17 protein-coding genes and 1 pseudogene are annotated in these 15,231 nt (G+C 67.2%); 12 read left to right on the top strand and 6 right to left on the bottom strand.

The window, feature by feature from the left end:
• The first annotated feature begins 114 nt into the window (after positions 1-114).
• Positions 115-795, top strand: coding sequence for a fatty acid desaturase family protein (locus tag ACZ7CD_RS40075; protein WP_470381044.1), 681 nt, complete (start codon positions 115-117; stop codon positions 793-795).
• Here ACZ7CD_RS40075 and ACZ7CD_RS40070 read toward each other — a convergent pair.
• The 5 genes from ACZ7CD_RS40070 to ACZ7CD_RS40050 all read right to left on the bottom strand — a co-directional run bounded on the left by ACZ7CD_RS40070 (position 718) and on the right by ACZ7CD_RS40050 (position 5,178).
• The gene (locus ACZ7CD_RS40070) at positions 718-2,226 is read right to left on the bottom strand and encodes a glycoside hydrolase family 130 protein (RefSeq protein ID WP_470381043.1); all 1,509 of its coding nucleotides are present in this window, start codon (positions 2,224-2,226) and stop codon (positions 718-720) included. The two genes, ACZ7CD_RS40075 and ACZ7CD_RS40070, sit on opposite strands and share 78 nt — an antisense overlap.
• Positions 2,223-3,233 (bottom strand): hypothetical protein, encoded by a 1,011-nt coding sequence (locus ACZ7CD_RS40065; RefSeq protein ID WP_470368388.1) that lies wholly within the window; start codon positions 3,231-3,233, stop codon positions 2,223-2,225. Before ACZ7CD_RS40065 ends, ACZ7CD_RS40070 begins: the two co-directional genes overlap by 4 nt.
• Positions 3,230-4,177 carry a glycosyltransferase gene (locus tag ACZ7CD_RS40060; protein WP_360388166.1) on the bottom strand — a complete coding sequence of 316 codons (948 nt, stop codon included), beginning with the start codon at positions 4,175-4,177 and terminating at the stop codon, positions 3,230-3,232. The genes ACZ7CD_RS40065 and ACZ7CD_RS40060 overlap by 4 nt, the downstream gene beginning before the upstream one ends.
• A gap of 282 nt (positions 4,178-4,459) precedes the next feature.
• On the bottom strand, positions 4,460-4,615 hold the full coding sequence (locus tag ACZ7CD_RS40055; RefSeq protein ID WP_470381042.1) for a DUF6307 family protein: 156 nt from the start codon (positions 4,613-4,615) through the stop codon (positions 4,460-4,462).
• Positions 4,612-5,178: a DUF5994 family protein gene (locus tag ACZ7CD_RS40050; RefSeq protein WP_470381041.1), complete on the bottom strand. Its 567-nt coding sequence runs from the start codon at positions 5,176-5,178 to the stop codon at positions 4,612-4,614. Before ACZ7CD_RS40050 ends, ACZ7CD_RS40055 begins: the two co-directional genes overlap by 4 nt.
• A 428-nt stretch (positions 5,179-5,606) precedes the next feature.
• Here ACZ7CD_RS40050 and ACZ7CD_RS40045 point away from each other — a divergent pair, with 428 nt between their 5' ends.
• The 11 genes and pseudogenes from ACZ7CD_RS40045 to ACZ7CD_RS39995 all read left to right on the top strand — a co-directional run bounded on the left by ACZ7CD_RS40045 (position 5,607) and on the right by ACZ7CD_RS39995 (position 14,509).
• Positions 5,607-6,200: a GNAT family N-acetyltransferase gene (locus tag ACZ7CD_RS40045; RefSeq protein ID WP_470368389.1), complete on the top strand. Its 594-nt coding sequence runs from the start codon at positions 5,607-5,609 to the stop codon at positions 6,198-6,200.
• A gap of 529 nt (positions 6,201-6,729) precedes the next feature.
• On the top strand, positions 6,730-6,903 hold the full coding sequence (locus ACZ7CD_RS40040; protein ID WP_458433053.1) for an RGCVC family protein: 174 nt from the start codon (positions 6,730-6,732) through the stop codon (positions 6,901-6,903).
• Between the two features lie 223 nt (positions 6,904-7,126).
• Positions 7,127-7,327: a cold-shock protein gene (locus tag ACZ7CD_RS40035; RefSeq protein ID WP_470381040.1), complete on the top strand. Its 201-nt coding sequence runs from the start codon at positions 7,127-7,129 to the stop codon at positions 7,325-7,327.
• A 298-nt stretch (positions 7,328-7,625) separates the two neighbouring features.
• A pseudogene (locus ACZ7CD_RS40030) lies at positions 7,626-8,526 on the top strand (acyl-CoA desaturase).
• A gap of 216 nt (positions 8,527-8,742) precedes the next feature.
• Positions 8,743-9,780: a transcriptional regulator gene (locus ACZ7CD_RS40025; RefSeq protein ID WP_458433055.1), complete on the top strand. Its 1,038-nt coding sequence runs from the start codon at positions 8,743-8,745 to the stop codon at positions 9,778-9,780.
• A 123-nt stretch (positions 9,781-9,903) separates the two neighbouring features.
• The gene (locus tag ACZ7CD_RS40020; RefSeq protein WP_470381039.1) at positions 9,904-10,842 is read left to right on the top strand and encodes a hypothetical protein; all 939 of its coding nucleotides are present in this window, start codon (positions 9,904-9,906) and stop codon (positions 10,840-10,842) included.
• Positions 10,843-11,271: 429 nt separating this feature from the next.
• The gene (locus ACZ7CD_RS40015; RefSeq protein WP_360388145.1) at positions 11,272-11,655 is read left to right on the top strand and encodes an HPF/RaiA family ribosome-associated protein; all 384 of its coding nucleotides are present in this window, start codon (positions 11,272-11,274) and stop codon (positions 11,653-11,655) included.
• Between the two features lie 148 nt (positions 11,656-11,803).
• On the top strand, positions 11,804-12,532 hold the full coding sequence (locus ACZ7CD_RS40010) for a GAF and ANTAR domain-containing protein (RefSeq protein WP_470381046.1): 729 nt from the start codon (positions 11,804-11,806) through the stop codon (positions 12,530-12,532).
• Between the two features lie 5 nt (positions 12,533-12,537).
• Positions 12,538-13,266, top strand: coding sequence for a GAF and ANTAR domain-containing protein (locus ACZ7CD_RS40005; protein ID WP_470381038.1), 729 nt, complete (start codon positions 12,538-12,540; stop codon positions 13,264-13,266).
• 135 nt (positions 13,267-13,401) lie between these two features.
• A complete protein-coding gene (locus ACZ7CD_RS40000) occupies positions 13,402-13,803 on the top strand; it encodes a hypothetical protein (protein ID WP_470381037.1) in 402 nt (133 codons plus the stop codon).
• The gene (locus ACZ7CD_RS39995; protein WP_470381045.1) at positions 13,724-14,509 is read left to right on the top strand and encodes an AI-2E family transporter; all 786 of its coding nucleotides are present in this window, start codon (positions 13,724-13,726) and stop codon (positions 14,507-14,509) included. The genes ACZ7CD_RS40000 and ACZ7CD_RS39995 overlap by 80 nt, the downstream gene beginning before the upstream one ends.
• A 40-nt stretch (positions 14,510-14,549) precedes the next feature.
• Here ACZ7CD_RS39995 and ACZ7CD_RS39990 read toward each other — a convergent pair.
• Positions 14,550-15,231, bottom strand: a 682-nt coding sequence (locus ACZ7CD_RS39990; protein ID WP_470381036.1) for a magnesium and cobalt transport protein CorA, incomplete at its 5' end; no start/stop codon positions are given.

Here is a 15,231-nt window from a genome sequence, read left to right as displayed (position 1 = left end):
GGAACGCCGCGACGACATCCACGAAGCCTTCCTCGGCCTCGCTACCTGCATCATCTGCTACCGCCACGTCCAACGATTCTGTTAGGACCTCTAAGCCCCTGTCCACCGTTCGGGGTGAACCTCAACATCGGCTACAGCGCGCTGCGCATCCACCCGGAACAACCGTGGCACCCGATCTACCTGGCGCAGCCGTTCTACAACATGGCGCTCGCGATGTTCTTCGAGTGGGGCATCACGATCTACGACGTCGAGCTGGAACGTGCCTGGCGTGGCGAGAAGAGCTTGCGCGAGGCGCTGACGCAGCTGCGCGGTGTCCTCGGCAAGGCCGGCCGTCAGGTGATCAAGGACTACGTCGCGTTCCCACTGCTGTCAGGCCCGTCGTTCCTGCCGACGTTGCTCGCGAACCTGACCGCGAACACGATCCGCAACGTGTGGACGCACACGATCATCTTCTGCGGCCACTTTCCTGACGGCACGGTGGTCTTCACCGAGGACCAACTCGACGGCGAGACCCGCGGTGAGTGGTACCTGCGTCAACTGGCCGGTTCGGCGAACATCGACGGCGGCACGCTGTTCCACCTCATGACCGGAAACCTCAGCCACCAGATCGAGCATCACCGGTTCCCGGACCTGCCGAGCAACCGGTACGCCGAGATCGCGCCGCGCGTACGTGCGCTCTGCGAACGATTCGGCCTGCCCTACACCACTGGCCCGTTGCTACAACAGACCGCCAGCGTGTGGAAACGCGTGCTGAGGCTCGCTTTCCCCGGTCAGGGCGGCCAGCAGGCCACGTAGTGACGTGGTCGCCAGCCCGATGGAGGCGTCGCTGGCACCGTAGGGGATCACCAGCGTGTCGTCGTGCAACAGGGGACCGCAGGAGTAGACGACGTTGGGTACGTAGCCGTCGCGTTCGGCGGCGGTGGGCAGCAGCAGCGGTTGAGGCAGGGTCGCCAGCACCCGTTCGGGGTGGTCGAGGTCGAGCAGGATCGCGCCCATCGAGTAGACGCGCATCGGGCCGACTCCGTGGGTCAGCACGAGCCAGCCCTCGGAAGTCTCGATGGGCGAACCGCAGTTGCCGACCTGGACGAGGTCCCAGTCCCTGGCGGGCACCTCCACCGGTCGTGGCTCGTTCCAGGTCCTGATGTCGTCGGAGGTCGCCACGGCCGTGCTCTCCCCGTCGCCGCGCGACAACGCCGCGTACCGGCCGCCGATCTTCCTGGGGAACAGGGCCATGCCCTTGTTGCGAGCGGCCGACCCCGTCGTCTGTGTGACGTGGAAGGTGCGGAAATCCTTGGACTGCAACAACTGTGGTGCGACGTCCACACCGTCGTAGGCGGTGTAGGTGGCGTAGTAGGTCTGGTCGCCATCATCGTCGGTGAAGCGCACGAACCTGGCGTCTTCCATGCCCTGGCGTTCGGACGGGCCGGTCGGCCAGAGCACCCGGCCGCTGATGACGGTGTCGTCGGGAAACTCCGAGGTGTAGTTGCACGCGGCGATCCACCGGATCAGCTCCACGGTCCGGTGTGCCTCCTGGCGGGCGACCAGACTCGGGTGCAGATCGGCCAGCACGAGATTCAGGTCGGCGTCGGTGAACCGCTCGGGCAGCCACCGGTTCAGCACGGCGGAGACCTCGTCGTCGTGGCCGAGCTCGGCGAGTTTGCCCAGGAAGAGGCTCTTCTCGTACACCGCCTCCCGATGGAGGCCGGTGGTGATGACGTTCGGGGGCGCGTCGACGGTGAGCACACCGTCAGGACCGACCACCCCGGTCCGGAAACCGATCGACGACAGATGGCCCTCACCGATGCCGCGGACACTCAACACGAACCGCAGATGTCCCGGTGCCAGCCCGCTCTGATCGGGGTGCGCGACCATGGACGGGTTGCACAGCGCGGCGCCTTCGATAGCGTACTCATGCGTGAAGTACGCGCCGATGAGCAGCCGGCGGGACTCGGACAGCTCGACGCCCTCGGGGAAGCGGTGGCTGACGCTCGCGAAGTGGTCGGCGAAAGTCACGCGGACGTCCCTGTGGCGTCCCGCGAACAGGCCGATGGTGCGGTCGAGCGTGGCGCACGCGGTTTCCTCGTCCAGCGCCATCACTCGCCGGATCACGGCCGCGGACCGCGACTCGTGTTCGGGCCGTTCCTCTCCCGGCACGAACAGTTTGGTGATGACCCGGCGCAGATCCGGCCGCAGCCGCAGCGAGGCGCGAGTGACACGGGCGTTCATCCGGTGCTCCCCAGCAGAGTGCGGCCGTGTTGCAGGGTGGAGATCAGCGCCAGGGTCGACTCGGCGCCCTGGTTGCGGTTGGGTCCTCCGTGCGTGAGTCCGTCGTAGCCGCCGCAGGTCTCCTTGTCGTGCATGGGCACGCCGAGGTCGTTGTCGCCGTCGAACCACGCGACCGCGCGGCGGACACCGGTGAGCCACATCAGGTCGCCGGTGACCTGGTAGGCGCGGGCGCAGGCGTCGGCCAGCGCCGCCACCTCGATGGGTTGCTGGTCGAACGCCGGGCGAGGCTCGCCGAGGTGCCAGCCGCCGGCCGGGGTCGGCGAGAGATGGATCTCGGCGGACTCGACGGTCAGCAGCCAGTCCAGCAGCCGCAGCCCGTCGTCGCGGATCTTGCGTTCCGAGAGGAGATGACCTGCGGCGATCAGCGCCTCGGGCAGCACCGCGTTGGCGTAGAAGAGTCGTGTCTCCGGCCACGGCCAGGTCGGTACGTCGCCGGGTTCGCCGACGTACGAGGCGATGTCACCGAGCAGCTTGGCCGCTAGGGCGTGCTCGGAGTCGGCGCTGAGCACCTCGGCGGCGCCGAGCGCGGCGAAGGCCATCGACCGCACCGACGGAGGCCTGTGGTGGGCGCTTGCCTCGAAGCGGTCCAGAGCAGCCGTGCGCATCCAGGGCACCGGGCAGCGGGCAGCCGCGGTGCCCAGTCCCCACAACGCGCGTCCCCACCAGTCACCCAGCCCCGGCTCGTCCCGCCAGCCGCGGTCGGGTACGAGCCGGTTGTGGAACCGCCCGTCGTCGGCCTGCGCGTGGGCGGTGAAGGCGAGATAGCGCTCCAGCAGGATGACCAGATCGGCGGACAGCTCCGGTTCGCGGCTCAGGACGACCAAGCCTCGGGCGACGTCGTCCAGGCAGTAGCCGTGCTCCCGGCGAGGCAACGGCCCGTCGGCGTGCTCGTACAGGCCCGTGTCGTCGCTGAGCCGGGCCAGGTGGGTGAAACTCGGGCCGGTCACGTCGTCACGGCGACTCGGGCGGCGAGCAGGTGCTCCGCCAGGTCTCGATACCGGCTCGCGACCGCCGGCCAGTTCAGTGCCGGGGCGAGGCTCGCCGAGCGGTCGCTCATCCCGGCCGCGAGTCCCGGTTCGGTCAGCACCCGCCGCAACGCCGCGGTGATGGCGGCAGGGTCGCGGTGGGGCACCAGCAGCCCGGCCCCGTTCGCCAGCAGCTCGGCGGCGTGAGGGAACTCGGTCGCGACCACCGGTTTGCGAGCGGCCAGGGCTTCGACGAGCACACCGGACGTGACCTGCTCGGACGAGTCGTAGGGCAGGAGGATGACGTCGGCCTGGCCGACCAGCTCCGCCAGTGCGTCCACTTCGAGGTAGGTCGAATCGAACTCGACCAGGTCCGCGACGCCGAACGCGGCGGCGCGGTTGCGCAGGTTCCTGCGGTAGGCCTCACCCTCGTGCGCCAGCACCTTGGGATGGGTCTGGCCGGCCACCAGGTAACGCGGCTTCAGATCGCGCAACGCACCCAGTGCGGAGATGCCCCACTCGATGCCCTTGCCACGCCCTAGCAAGCCCCAGGTGAGGATCATCGGCCTGTCTGCGGACGGATCGCGGGCGGGTGGCTCGACGGGGAGCGCGCCGTGCGGAATCACGACGACCTCATCGGGCCGTCCGACGGCGTAGCCGTCCACGAGCCGGCGCCGCGCGGCTTCGGACATGGTCACCACGGCGTCGGCGTAGCCGACTACCTCCTCGAGCACCTGCCGCTGGCCAGGGGTGGGCGTGGTGAGCACCGTGTGCAGCACGATGATCACCGGGACCCGCAGCCGGGCGAGCACACCGAGCACGTCCGCACCATCACGGCCGGCGTAGATCCCGTACTCGTGCTGCACCACCACCATGTCGCAGCGGTTGAGCACGTCGGCCGCGGCCTCGACCGCGCCGGGGATCATCTCGTGCACCACTGATGTTCCCGCTACGGCGGCGGGTTCGTGATCCGGCTCCGCGAGAACACGGACCACCTTGCCCTTGCTGTCCGGCGTCACCGCGGTCAGATGGCTCAGCAGAGAAGCGGTGAACGTGGCGAGTCCGCATTGCGTGGGTGGATACGTACTCAGGAAACCGTACGTGCGAAGCACAAAGGACCTTCCGGGTCGGCTGGAACGTGGGACCGGTGACCACCGGCGCTGAGTCCTCCCGGGGCGCCCGGGCTGTTGGAACGCGCCGGTCGGCGATCAGCGGACGTGCTCCGGGATGTGGTCCAACGCGCCCAGCACGTGCACGGCAAGACCCTGTGCGTCTTTCGCGCTGAGTTCGGTGTGCGCAGCCAGGACTTCTTGGACCAGCTTGGCTCTGCGCTCGTACAAGGACAGGTAGGTCGATGTCGTCATGGGGTGTGCTTCCTGTTCTGCTCCGGGATTCGGCCGCCGTCTGCTTCCCAGCCCGCGAGAGCGATCCGGGACAGGTCGGCCGTGCGTTGCGTCGACGCGGTCATGCTGACGCCCGCAGCGAGCAGGTCGTCGGCGGTCTGGGTGTTGCCGCGATCGGCGGTGATCATCATGGTCTGCTGCGCGGCGGCCGGGTCGGTGTTCGACGGCACGACGAGCAGCGTGAGCCGGTGCTTGTCCGCCGCGAGCACGTCCACGGTGTGCGGGGGCCTGGAGATGAACCCGTCGAGCCGGATCTGGCGGCCGTCGCCGATGATGCGGCGCGGCGCGGAGTTCCACTCGGTCATGTTGTAGCTCACCCGCAGGATGTCGCCCAGGCGAGCTCCCAGCGCTGCGAGCAACGAGGGCAGCTCGGCGGCGAGGTCGCGGGAACGTGGCCACCAGGCCCCGTCGACGTGTCCCGTCGTGGGCGCCTTCGGCCGCAGCCGCAGTCGTTGCGAGAGCTGAGACTGCTCGGGGATCGCAGTGGCAGGTGAGGCTTCGGAAAGGTGGGGTGCTGACGTCATGTCAGGACTCCCGTCCCCGGCCGGAAAAACAGCCGGTCTAGTTTCGCCGAGCACGGCATGAACTCGATTGCCCATATACGCGCTGTTCTCGGCAACTTCACTCTACACCGATTCAGTCATGATCGACCGAAATGTCGCCAAATTCTGGATCACCCACCCGCATGTCAGATCGAAGTACGGAAAACGCCTTCAGTGACCCAAACCTGCAGGTCAGATACTCACAGCTGACTCTCAGGATGACGTAGACCGGATTTTCTGATCACACAGGGCTCGACCACTTGTGCCAGTGGTGCGTGTAGCATGGAGGAAAAAGTGCCGCTTTTCAACGGCCTCCTCGATCCTTCCCGAAATGGCCTGGCGATCCATATCGGACCATTTGCTCGAACATCACCCGGCCAGCTCGCGCAACCGGGGGACGGAGTACCGATATGAGCACGTCGACATGGACGACCCACCCGCTGACCACAGAGCGCCTGACCTTGCGGCCCTGGCTGGTCGACGACGCGCAGGCCGCGCTGGACGTCTACGGCCACGCCGAGGTGACACGCTGGCTCAGTCCCGACATGGACCGGGTGCCCGACCTCGCGGCCATGCGGCTGTTGCTGCAGCAGTGGAGTGCTGAAGGCGCCCGGTTGCCCGCTCCGGCCGGCCGATGGGCCATCCAGCGCAACACGGACGATCGTGTGATCGGCGGCGCCGTCCTGCTTCCGCTGCCGCCAGGCGACGAGGATCTGGAGATCGGCTGGCAGCTGTGCCCCGACGCCTGGGGCAACGGCTACGCCACCGAGACCACCCACGCGCTGGCCAGCTGGGCGTTCAGCCAGAACGTCCAGGAGATCTTCGCCGTCGTCCGCCCCGGCAACGCCCGCGCCGCGGCCACCGTCCGCAACAACGGCATGCACTGGGTCGGCGAGACCACCAAGTACTTCGGCGTCGAGCTGCAGGTGTTCCGCCTCCGTGCGGCTGACCTCGATCGGGCGGCACCCACGGCGCTGCAGCCACCCAACCTCAGTGGCGACTGACTCTCTGCCGCACAGCGGCCCGTTCGGCGCAGCGTCGACCTGTCTTCGTGAGCCGCGCGGGTCCGCCACCACGGACAGGAGACACGTGGAACAGCTCAGCCTCGGAGTGATCGCGCAGTCCCGCAAGGAGAACGGACCCGGCTTTCCCCGCATCCGTTACACCTGGCCAGGATCCACGCGGACCTCCTCGCAAAACGACGATCTGTCCACTTCGGCCACTGGCGCCCTGGTCGTCGGCGTCTCCTGCGACGCGGGCATGGCTTCGGATGGGCACGCCCACCTCGTTCACGGAGCAGGACTTCCTGGTGGGCGACCACGTGCCTTACCACGGCGTGGACCACAGCCCGTCCTGTCCTGTGGAGCTCGGCGACCTGGGGGATCAGCGAAGCGCTGCTCCCGCACCTGCGTCCGGTGCTCACCGGCGCCTGGGACTCCAGCGAGATCATCCGGCGTGCCATCGAGGTCCGCGAAGGAACCATCCTGAACACCCGCATCCTCTTCTTCCAACACCGATCATCGGAGTACCCGCATGCCCGTGTCTGAGCTGCAAACCGCCGTACTGGCCGACCACTCCGAGCACTCAGGCACCGCAGGCATCTGTGTCGTGTGCCCGCACCCGTGGCACGAGCACGACCCGATCGGTGTTCGCTACTGCACCGCGACCACCGCCTCCGCGCTGTCCCGAGGCTGCATCTGCCGGTGACGTGCGACACCTGATGCCACCACGGGAACTAATTTGCCCGCGGCGGTGTTGCACGAGGTGGTCGTAGAGTTTTGTGTTCGTGGTTCATCACGCTCGCGGAAACGGTGTTGCGGGCGCTTCTTTCTTTTTCCTGCAGGACAAGCTGGAGAAGTCGCCGTCTGAAGCCCGGCCTGGGAATCGCATTCCGCGGTGCCCACTCCAGCCCCTGACAAGGAGAAGGACAATGACACGGGGAACCGTGAAGTGGTTCAACGCGGAGAAGGGCTTCGGCTTCCTCTCCCGCGATAACGGGCCAGACGTCTTCGTGCACTACTCGGAGATCGACGGTCACGGCTACCGCAGCCTCGAGGACGACCAGCGCGTCGAGTTCGAGGTGACCCAGGGCCCCAAGGGCCCGCAGGCCACCGCCGTCCGCGCCATCTGACCTCACATCGTGCTCCTACCAGCTGACACACGCTGACGGAGACACCAACCCGGTGCCCCTCGACCATCCCCCGATCGAGGGGCATCGGCCTCAGCACATCGGTTTTGCCACCGCCACACCACGGGTATCCAGGCGGTGTGACGACCTGACGCGGGTCGCCTGACATCCGGCACCTGCCAAATCCCACACCGATCGCCCTGGACCCCGGCGACGGAGAACGTATGCCGTCCCCGGAGGTACGAGCGTGAGTGCGCAAGTCGAATCGAACGTCCGTCAAGCCGACGCCGCGCCGCAGCCCATGCTGGCCGGAGAGAAGTCCCCGGCCGAGATGTTCCTGGTCAAGTTGTTCGCCGTCATACCAGCGCTGGCACTGGCGGCAGCGGTTCCGCTGGCGTGGGGCTGGGGTCTGGGCTGGGTCGACGTCGGTCTCGCCGTTTCTTCCACACCCTCACGTGTCTCGGCGTGACGATCGGATTCCACCGCTACTTCACGCACGGTGCTTTCAAAGCCAACCGCGCACTGCGGATCGGGCTCGCGGTGACCGGCAGCATGGCCATGCAGGGCCCGATCATCGGCTGGGTCGCCGACCACCGCCGCCACCACGCCTACGCTGACCGCGAAGGGGACCCGCACTCCCCCTGGTTGTTCGGCACCTCGGCCACCGCGCTGGCCAAGGGGTTCTGGCACGCCCACCTGGGCTGGATGTTCCGCCGGGAACTGACCAATGCCGCACGCTTCGCCCCCGACCTGCTCGCCGACCCGGACATCCAGCGCGTCAACCGCTGGTTCCCCGCACTGACCGCCGTGACACTGCTCGCACCCGCGCTGATCGGCGGGCTGGCCACCTGGAGCTGGTGGGGAGCGCTGACCGCGTTCTTCTGGGCCGGTCTCGTCCGCGTCGCCGTGCTGCACCACGTCACCTGGTCGGTCAACTCGATCTGCCACATGATCGGCGACCGGCCGTTCGAGGCGCGCGACAAATCCGCGAACTTCTGGCCCCTGGCGATCCTGTCCATGGGTGAGTCCTGGCACAACTCCCACCACGCCGATCCCACCTGCGCCCGTCACGGCGTCCGCCGCGGCCAGATCGACATCTCCGCGCGACTGATCTGGGTCTTCGAGAAGCTCGGCTGGGCCACCAAGTCCGCTGGCCGAGGCCGGAACGACTGGCCCGCAACCTCAAGACCACCACTTCCTGACCCTCACACCCGTTTGGCGTCATCCGCAGCCACACCATTCGGTGGCAGCATTCACGACGCAGCTCGGTTATTTTCGAAAGCAGCCGAGTCCCTTCGGCGAAGGCACAGGTCAAGCTCCAGGCCCGGTGATGACCCGGTCATCGGCGAGAGGGCTGCGTTATCCGCTCCGGCCCCCGGCGGCGCCCACTTCTCAGTCGCGCTGTCAGGAGTGCCGCCATGGCCATCCCGGATTCCTCCCCTGCTCACGAACGTTCACCGCGATCGATTGACGTCTCCGACGTCGTTCGGCTGGAGGCGGACACGCACGCTCTGCGCGCGCTGGACTACCGGCAAGGCGGTGACTCCTGTCTCGACGCGGTCCGCACCCGGATGCGGGAAGGGCTGCTGATGCTCGACGCGTCAGCCACCGAGAAAGTGCGGCGGCGGCTGCATGTCGCGCTGGCCGACCTGCACAACCTCGCCGGCTGGGTGTGCTTCGACGCCGGTCTGGTCAGCAACGCCCGCGTGCAGTTCACCCGAGCACTTGTGTTCGCCGGGTGGGGCCGGCACGACGGGCTGATCGCCAACATCTGCTATCGGCTCGGCCGCGTGTGCCTGCACCACGAGAGCCTTGACGAGGCGTTGGACTACTTCCGGCTCGGCCAGCTCGCGGCGACGCGGCCGGGCAACGAGATCGCGGCCAGCATTCTGTCGGTGAACTCGGCGTGGACCCATGCCAAGCACGGGGCCGGCGACCAGGCGCTCGCCGAGCTCGACCGTGGCCGGGACCAGTTCGCGGCCGCCGACCACACCCAGGTGCCCGACTGGGCCAGGTTCTTCACCACGACCGATCTGTCAGCCGTCGCCGGCGCCGTGCACACAGATCTCGCCCGAACAGTGAGCCCTCGCCACACCCGAATCGCGATTCCGTTGCTCATCGAAGCGACCGACGACTACGACGACGACATGACCCGCAGCCGTGCGTTCAGCCTCGTCCTGCTGTCGATCAACCACCTGCTCGACCGAGACCTCGACATCGGCGTCGACATCGGATTCCGCGCGCTGGCGTCCGCCGAGACCCTGGCCTCGGCACGAGTCCGCGATCGCATCCGTCCGCTCGGCCGGCAAGCGGAACGGCACGCCTCCCACGCCGGCGCGCAGGAACTAGCCGCGAGCATTGCCACTTACGCCACCACCGGTCCGTCAGCACCACTGCGGTCCGCGCCGACGCCGACCGCCCAGCCACGAGCCCCGCACGACAACGACAAGTACTGATCGACGCGGTCCGTTCACGTATTTTACGCCATGGGGAATCGGCAGGAGATTTTCAAGAGACCGCAATTCACGACAGAACCGTTCAAGTCACCGAGATGTACAGGAACATCTCGGAGGAGTAGGTTGTGGGTTGTTGCTCAAGACCTCGGTAGCGTGTCAGACGCGAGCCGAGGTTTTTTCGTACAACAATTTGCCCCAGGAATAGAAGTAGTCATGCGAAAGCTCCGCACGACCATCCACGCCCTGATTGGAACCATCGTCGTCATCGGGGGTTTGACCGTCGTCACCCCGGTGGCACAGGCCATCACCATCCCCGTGGCGTGCAGCGAGAACGCTCTCGTTGACGCGGTGAGCCTCGCCAACTCCACGACCGCGACGGACACCCTCGTCCTGACGAGCGGCTGCACCTACGGTCTGACCTCGCCCCATGGCGGCCTGGCCAACGGACTGCCGGTGATCACCACTCGGATCGAGATGATCGGCCCTGCGACGATCACCCGCTCCTCACTGCTGCTCTTCCGCATCGCCGAGGTCAGCACCACCGGCAACCTCACCCTCACCACGTCGGTCGCGATCACCAACGGCAGCGTCGTAGGCCATGGTGGCGGCATCCTCAACCGCGGCGCGGTGACCTTCACCCGCAGCAGCTTGAGCGGCAACACGGCGACACTCAACGGTGGTGGACTGGCCAACGCTGACACCCCTTCCGGCACAGCGCCGGCCACAACGTTCACCCGAAGCCCGGTGTTCAACAACACGGCTCTGCTGCGCGGCGGCGGCATTTACAACGGTCTCCGAGGCACGCTGACAACCACCGGCGTCTCCGGCAGCCCGATGCCGATCATCGGCAACACCGGCTCACAGGGTGGCGGCATCGCGGCCGTCAGATCCACCGCGACCACCATGACCCAGACCGCCGTGTCCGGGAACCTCGCGCTGCTGACCGCGGGGGGCGTCTACCGCAACGGCGGAACCATGACCACGACCGACTCGCCGATCAGCGCCAACACGCCGAACAACTGCGTCGGCAGCACCCCGGCAGTGCCCAACTGCACCGGGTAGTCAGATCCGGAAAGGACGTGCGGGCTTCCCTCCGGGAAGGCCCGCACGTCGCCTCACCCGTCCGCGGACCTGCCGAGCGAACCGCAGGAGCGCTGGGCCGAGTGCGGCGCGATGGGCACCACCGCGCCATCCACCCACGTGAGGCGTAGTGTGAGGTGTGCAAGCCCCCTGCCTGAAAGGGGGTGTTCATGACCGATACGTGCGCCATCAGGCCCGTACAGTCACAATCCTCCGACACGGCCCCGTCGGCCACTGCCGAGCTCGCTCCTTCAACGGCCGCCCGTTCCCAACCCGTGGCGTGCCCCCGAGCGGGAGTGATGTGCTCCATCGGACGGTGACAAAGGGAGCAGCCCAGGCCAGGCCGGCGCGAATCTTGCACGCGCCACCGTGTCCGTCGAGCACAACCATCCACAAAGGACTGATAGTCGCATGAACAAAACCCCGGACGACACAGCTGTTGTCGCCCAGCGCCTGCACCTCGCCACCGGCTTCCTCGCGTCAGAACGAGGATGGGTCGTGGAACGCCTCGCCGCCCTCGGTTCGCGACTGCGGTCGTTCCGCGACGACCAGATAGACCTGGAAATCAGCGTGAAGGACCGCAAGGGCGTCGAGCAGCGAGTCACCCTCGAATGCTGGATCAACCGCACTCCTCGCCTGCATCTCGTCGCCACGTCGTCGGAGCGCGACCTGCCAGGGGCGCTCAACGAGGTACGCGACGAACTCGTCCGTCAGGTCGACGAGGCCAAGACCCGGACTGAACCACGCAGCAACCGCGCGCTGAGGTCTGTGCCCCGGCTGCCCGAGCACGAATAGCACCCGCGGTCAGGACGCGTTCCTCCTTCCGAGCGCCGGTATCCGTCAAACCACCTACCTGATCTCGGCGCGCGTCCGCCCGTTTGGCAGGCCACCTGGGGGCTAGGCTTTCGTTCGCACGAGATCACAATGGCGAGGAGTGACCAGCATGGGCACGAATCGGCATCTCGACATCCTCGTGGTGATCAATGAGATCGCCAGAGCGGACCAGGAGCCCACGGGTGTCCGTCATGTTTGTCTTGCCTGCCGGGCAGGCCTGAACGCGGCCGGCGTCGGGGTCTACCTGGCCGGTACCGTGCAACCGCTCGAAGTCATCGGGACGGCGGGCGAGGAGATGGCCGAGCTGCAGGTGACGATGGGTGAGGGGCCCGTATCGGAGGCTCTGCGGCAGAACCAGCCGGTGTTGGTGCCCGACCTGGCGAACGGGTGGAGTGCGCAGCGCTGGCCCGTGTTCGCCCCGGCCGCCGTCGCGGCGGGGGTGGCGGCGGTGTTCGTGATCCCCCTGACGATGGGGGCGATCGCGTTGGGCGCGTTGGAGATCTGCCGGGATGTCGACGGCCCGTTGTCGCCGGATGAGCTCGCGGATGCGCTGCTGTTCGCGGACACCGCGACAGCGCTGTTGCTCGGCCGGTCCGCGGCGCCGGCGGCGCTGGACGGCGGTGATCTGTGGGGTACTGAGCCGGAGCGTCGCTGGGGTGTGGTGCACCAGGCCACCGGCATGGTGTCGGTGCAGCTGGACACCGATCTCGGTGAGGCGTTCCTGCGGCTGCGCGCGCACGCGTACCTCACCGGCCTGCGTCTGTCGGAGGTAGCGGCCGACGTGGTCGCGCGCAGACTGAGATTCACCCCGGACACCGATTTCGAGAAACAGAGGTGAGTCACATGTTGGACCGGCGGATCACCCAGACCTTCGTCGAGCTTGCGGACACGCTCGTGTTGCGGTTCGACGCCATCGACTTCCTGCACACCCTGACCGAACGCTGCGTCGAACTGCTCGAGGTGGACGCGGTCGGAATCCTGCTGGCCGACCAGCGCGGTGCGCTGAACCTGGTGGCGGCGTCCACCGAGCAGGCCCGGATGCTGGAGCTGTTCCAGTTGCAGGACGAGGAGGGCCCGTGCCTGGACTGCTTCCACACCGGGCAGCCGGTGGAGTGCGTGGACCTGGCGCAGGAGCCGCAGCGCTGGCCCCGGTTCGCGGGCGCGGCACGTGAGCAGGGGTTCTCCGCCGTTCACGCGGTGCCGATGCGATTGCGTGAGCAGATCATCGGCGCGCTGAACCTGTTCCGGACCTCGCCCGGCGCCATCCCGGAGGATGCGGTCGAGCTGGCGCAGTCCTTCGCCAACGTGGCGACGATCAGCATGCTCCAGGTTCGCGCGCTCCGGCACAGCGAGATGGTCACCGAACAGCTGCAGAACGCGCTCAACAGCCGCATCGTCATCGAACAGGCCAAGGGCATCCTGACCGAGCGCCTGCAGATCGATGTCGCGGACGCGTTCTCCCTGATGCGCACCCATGCCCGCAACAGCCACCAACTGCTGTCGGACATCGCGCAGCAGGTGATCGCGCGATCGCCGGAGGTCGCCGAACTGATGCGGGTCGACAAAGCCTGACGCCCGTAGAGGGGCGCCGCACAGCCCACGGGCGTAGCTCGACGGTACCGAGAGCACTTCGCGGAAGCCGGACCAGCGCCGTTCTCGGCGTTCCCCGTGAACGGTTGTCCGCCGACCGGGACGGGAGTGGTCGGCATGCTGCCGAACCAGCGCGCATACACGGTTCCCGTGCGGACCATCCTCGCGACCATCGGGCTGACCCTGGCCACGGTTGTGGCCGTGGTGTTCGTCATGCACGTCCAACGAGTGCTCGTGTGGATGCTCATCGCGGTCGTCTTCACCGTCGCGCTCTACCCGGCGGTGAACTGGTTGCAGAACCACGTCAGATGGTGCCGCCGCTCGCTGGCGACGCTGGTCGTGTTCCTCGTGGTCTTCCTGGTCTTCGGCGGTGTGCTCACCCTACTTCGCCATACCGCTGGCCGAGCAGGGCACGCAGCTGGCGACCCGGTTGCCGGACATGATCGCGGACGCACGCGGCGGCAGAGGCCCCATCGGGACTTTGTTGGAGCGCACCAACGCGCTGGAGTTCGCCCGTGACAACGAGGAACGCATCCGGCAGTTCGCGACCGGACTCGGCACGCCGGCGCTGAACCTGCTGCGCAGCGCGGTCACCGGAATCGTCGCGACCATCTCCATCTTCGTCCTGCCCTACCTCGCGGTGCTGCAAGGCCCCAAAGTGATCGACGGGACCCTCGCACTGTTCCCGCCGCACCGCGCGGACCGCATTCACCGCGTAGGCCGCGAGTGCACGAAGACCATCACCGGCCACATCTCCGGCAACCTGCTCATCAGCGTCATCTGCGGCGTGCTCACCTACATCGTGCTAAAGATCTTCGGAGTGCCGTTCGCCGAACTGATCGCGGTCTTCGTCGCGATCGCCGACCTGATCCCACTGGTGGGCGCCACCCTCGGCGCGGTGGTCGCCGGCATCGCCGCCCTCATCCGCTCGCTGCCCGCGGCCATCACCGTGATCATCTTCTTCATCGTCTACCAGCAGCTGGAGAACCACCTCCTGCAACCAGTGATCTTCTCCAGGACGGTCAAGCTCAACCCGCTGACCGTGCTCGTCGCCTTGCTGCTGGCGACCGAACTCGCCGGAATACTCGGCGCACTGCTCGCCATCCCGGTCACCGGCGTCATTCAGGTCGTCCTGCGCGACGTCTGGAACCACCGCGGCGGAGAGCCAGACGCTGGATCTGTTGTGGCAGCGGAGAACACGCATCAAGAACCGCTCGCTGACTGATCCACACAGGACGGTCGGCTCCGGCTGCCCGGCGACTGTGTCAAAGCCAGCCGCGGCGCCGGAAAACCAGGTAGAGGCCGGTGCACACCAGCGCCATGAGCAGCAGTGCGAACGGGTATCCCCACAGCCAGCTCAGCTCGGGCATGTGGTGGAAGTTCATCCCGTAGATCGTGCCGATCAGCGTGGGAGCGAACAGGATCGCCGCCCACGAGGAAATCCTCTTGATCTGCTCGTTCTGTGCGTTGCTGGCTTCGGCCAGAAGCCGCATCTCCTCGTTCTGCGCCTGGGTGACCAGAGTGGTGTTGACGGCGAGGACGTCGGCGAGCATGCCGCGGAAGCTGTCGGCCTGCTCGACCACGATGGTGGCGTGGTCGGCCACGTCGCGCAGATGGCGCCGCAGTTCCTCGTCGATGCCGTACTTGGCGAACCCGGCCGAGAGGCTGTCGAGGATCGTGAGCAGCGGGCGGGTGGCGCGTTGGAACTCCATCACCTCACGGGACAGCTCGTAGATTCGCCGGGAGGCGTTCGGGTCGCGGCTGAACACCTCGGACTCGATCTCTTCGATGTCGTTGTGCAGGCCGGACACTACGGGTGTGCAGCCGTCGACCACCGCGTCCAGCACGGCGTAAGAGGTCCTAACAGAATCGTTGGACGTGGCGGTAGCAGATGATGCAGGTAGCGAGGCCGAGGAAGGCTTCGTGGATGTCGTCGCGGCGTTCCCA

The sequence above is a fragment of the Lentzea sp. NPDC036949 genome, from assembly GCF_055608075.1.
Note: the sequence above shows the minus strand (reverse complement) of the source record. Positions and strands in the feature narration are given on the sequence as shown.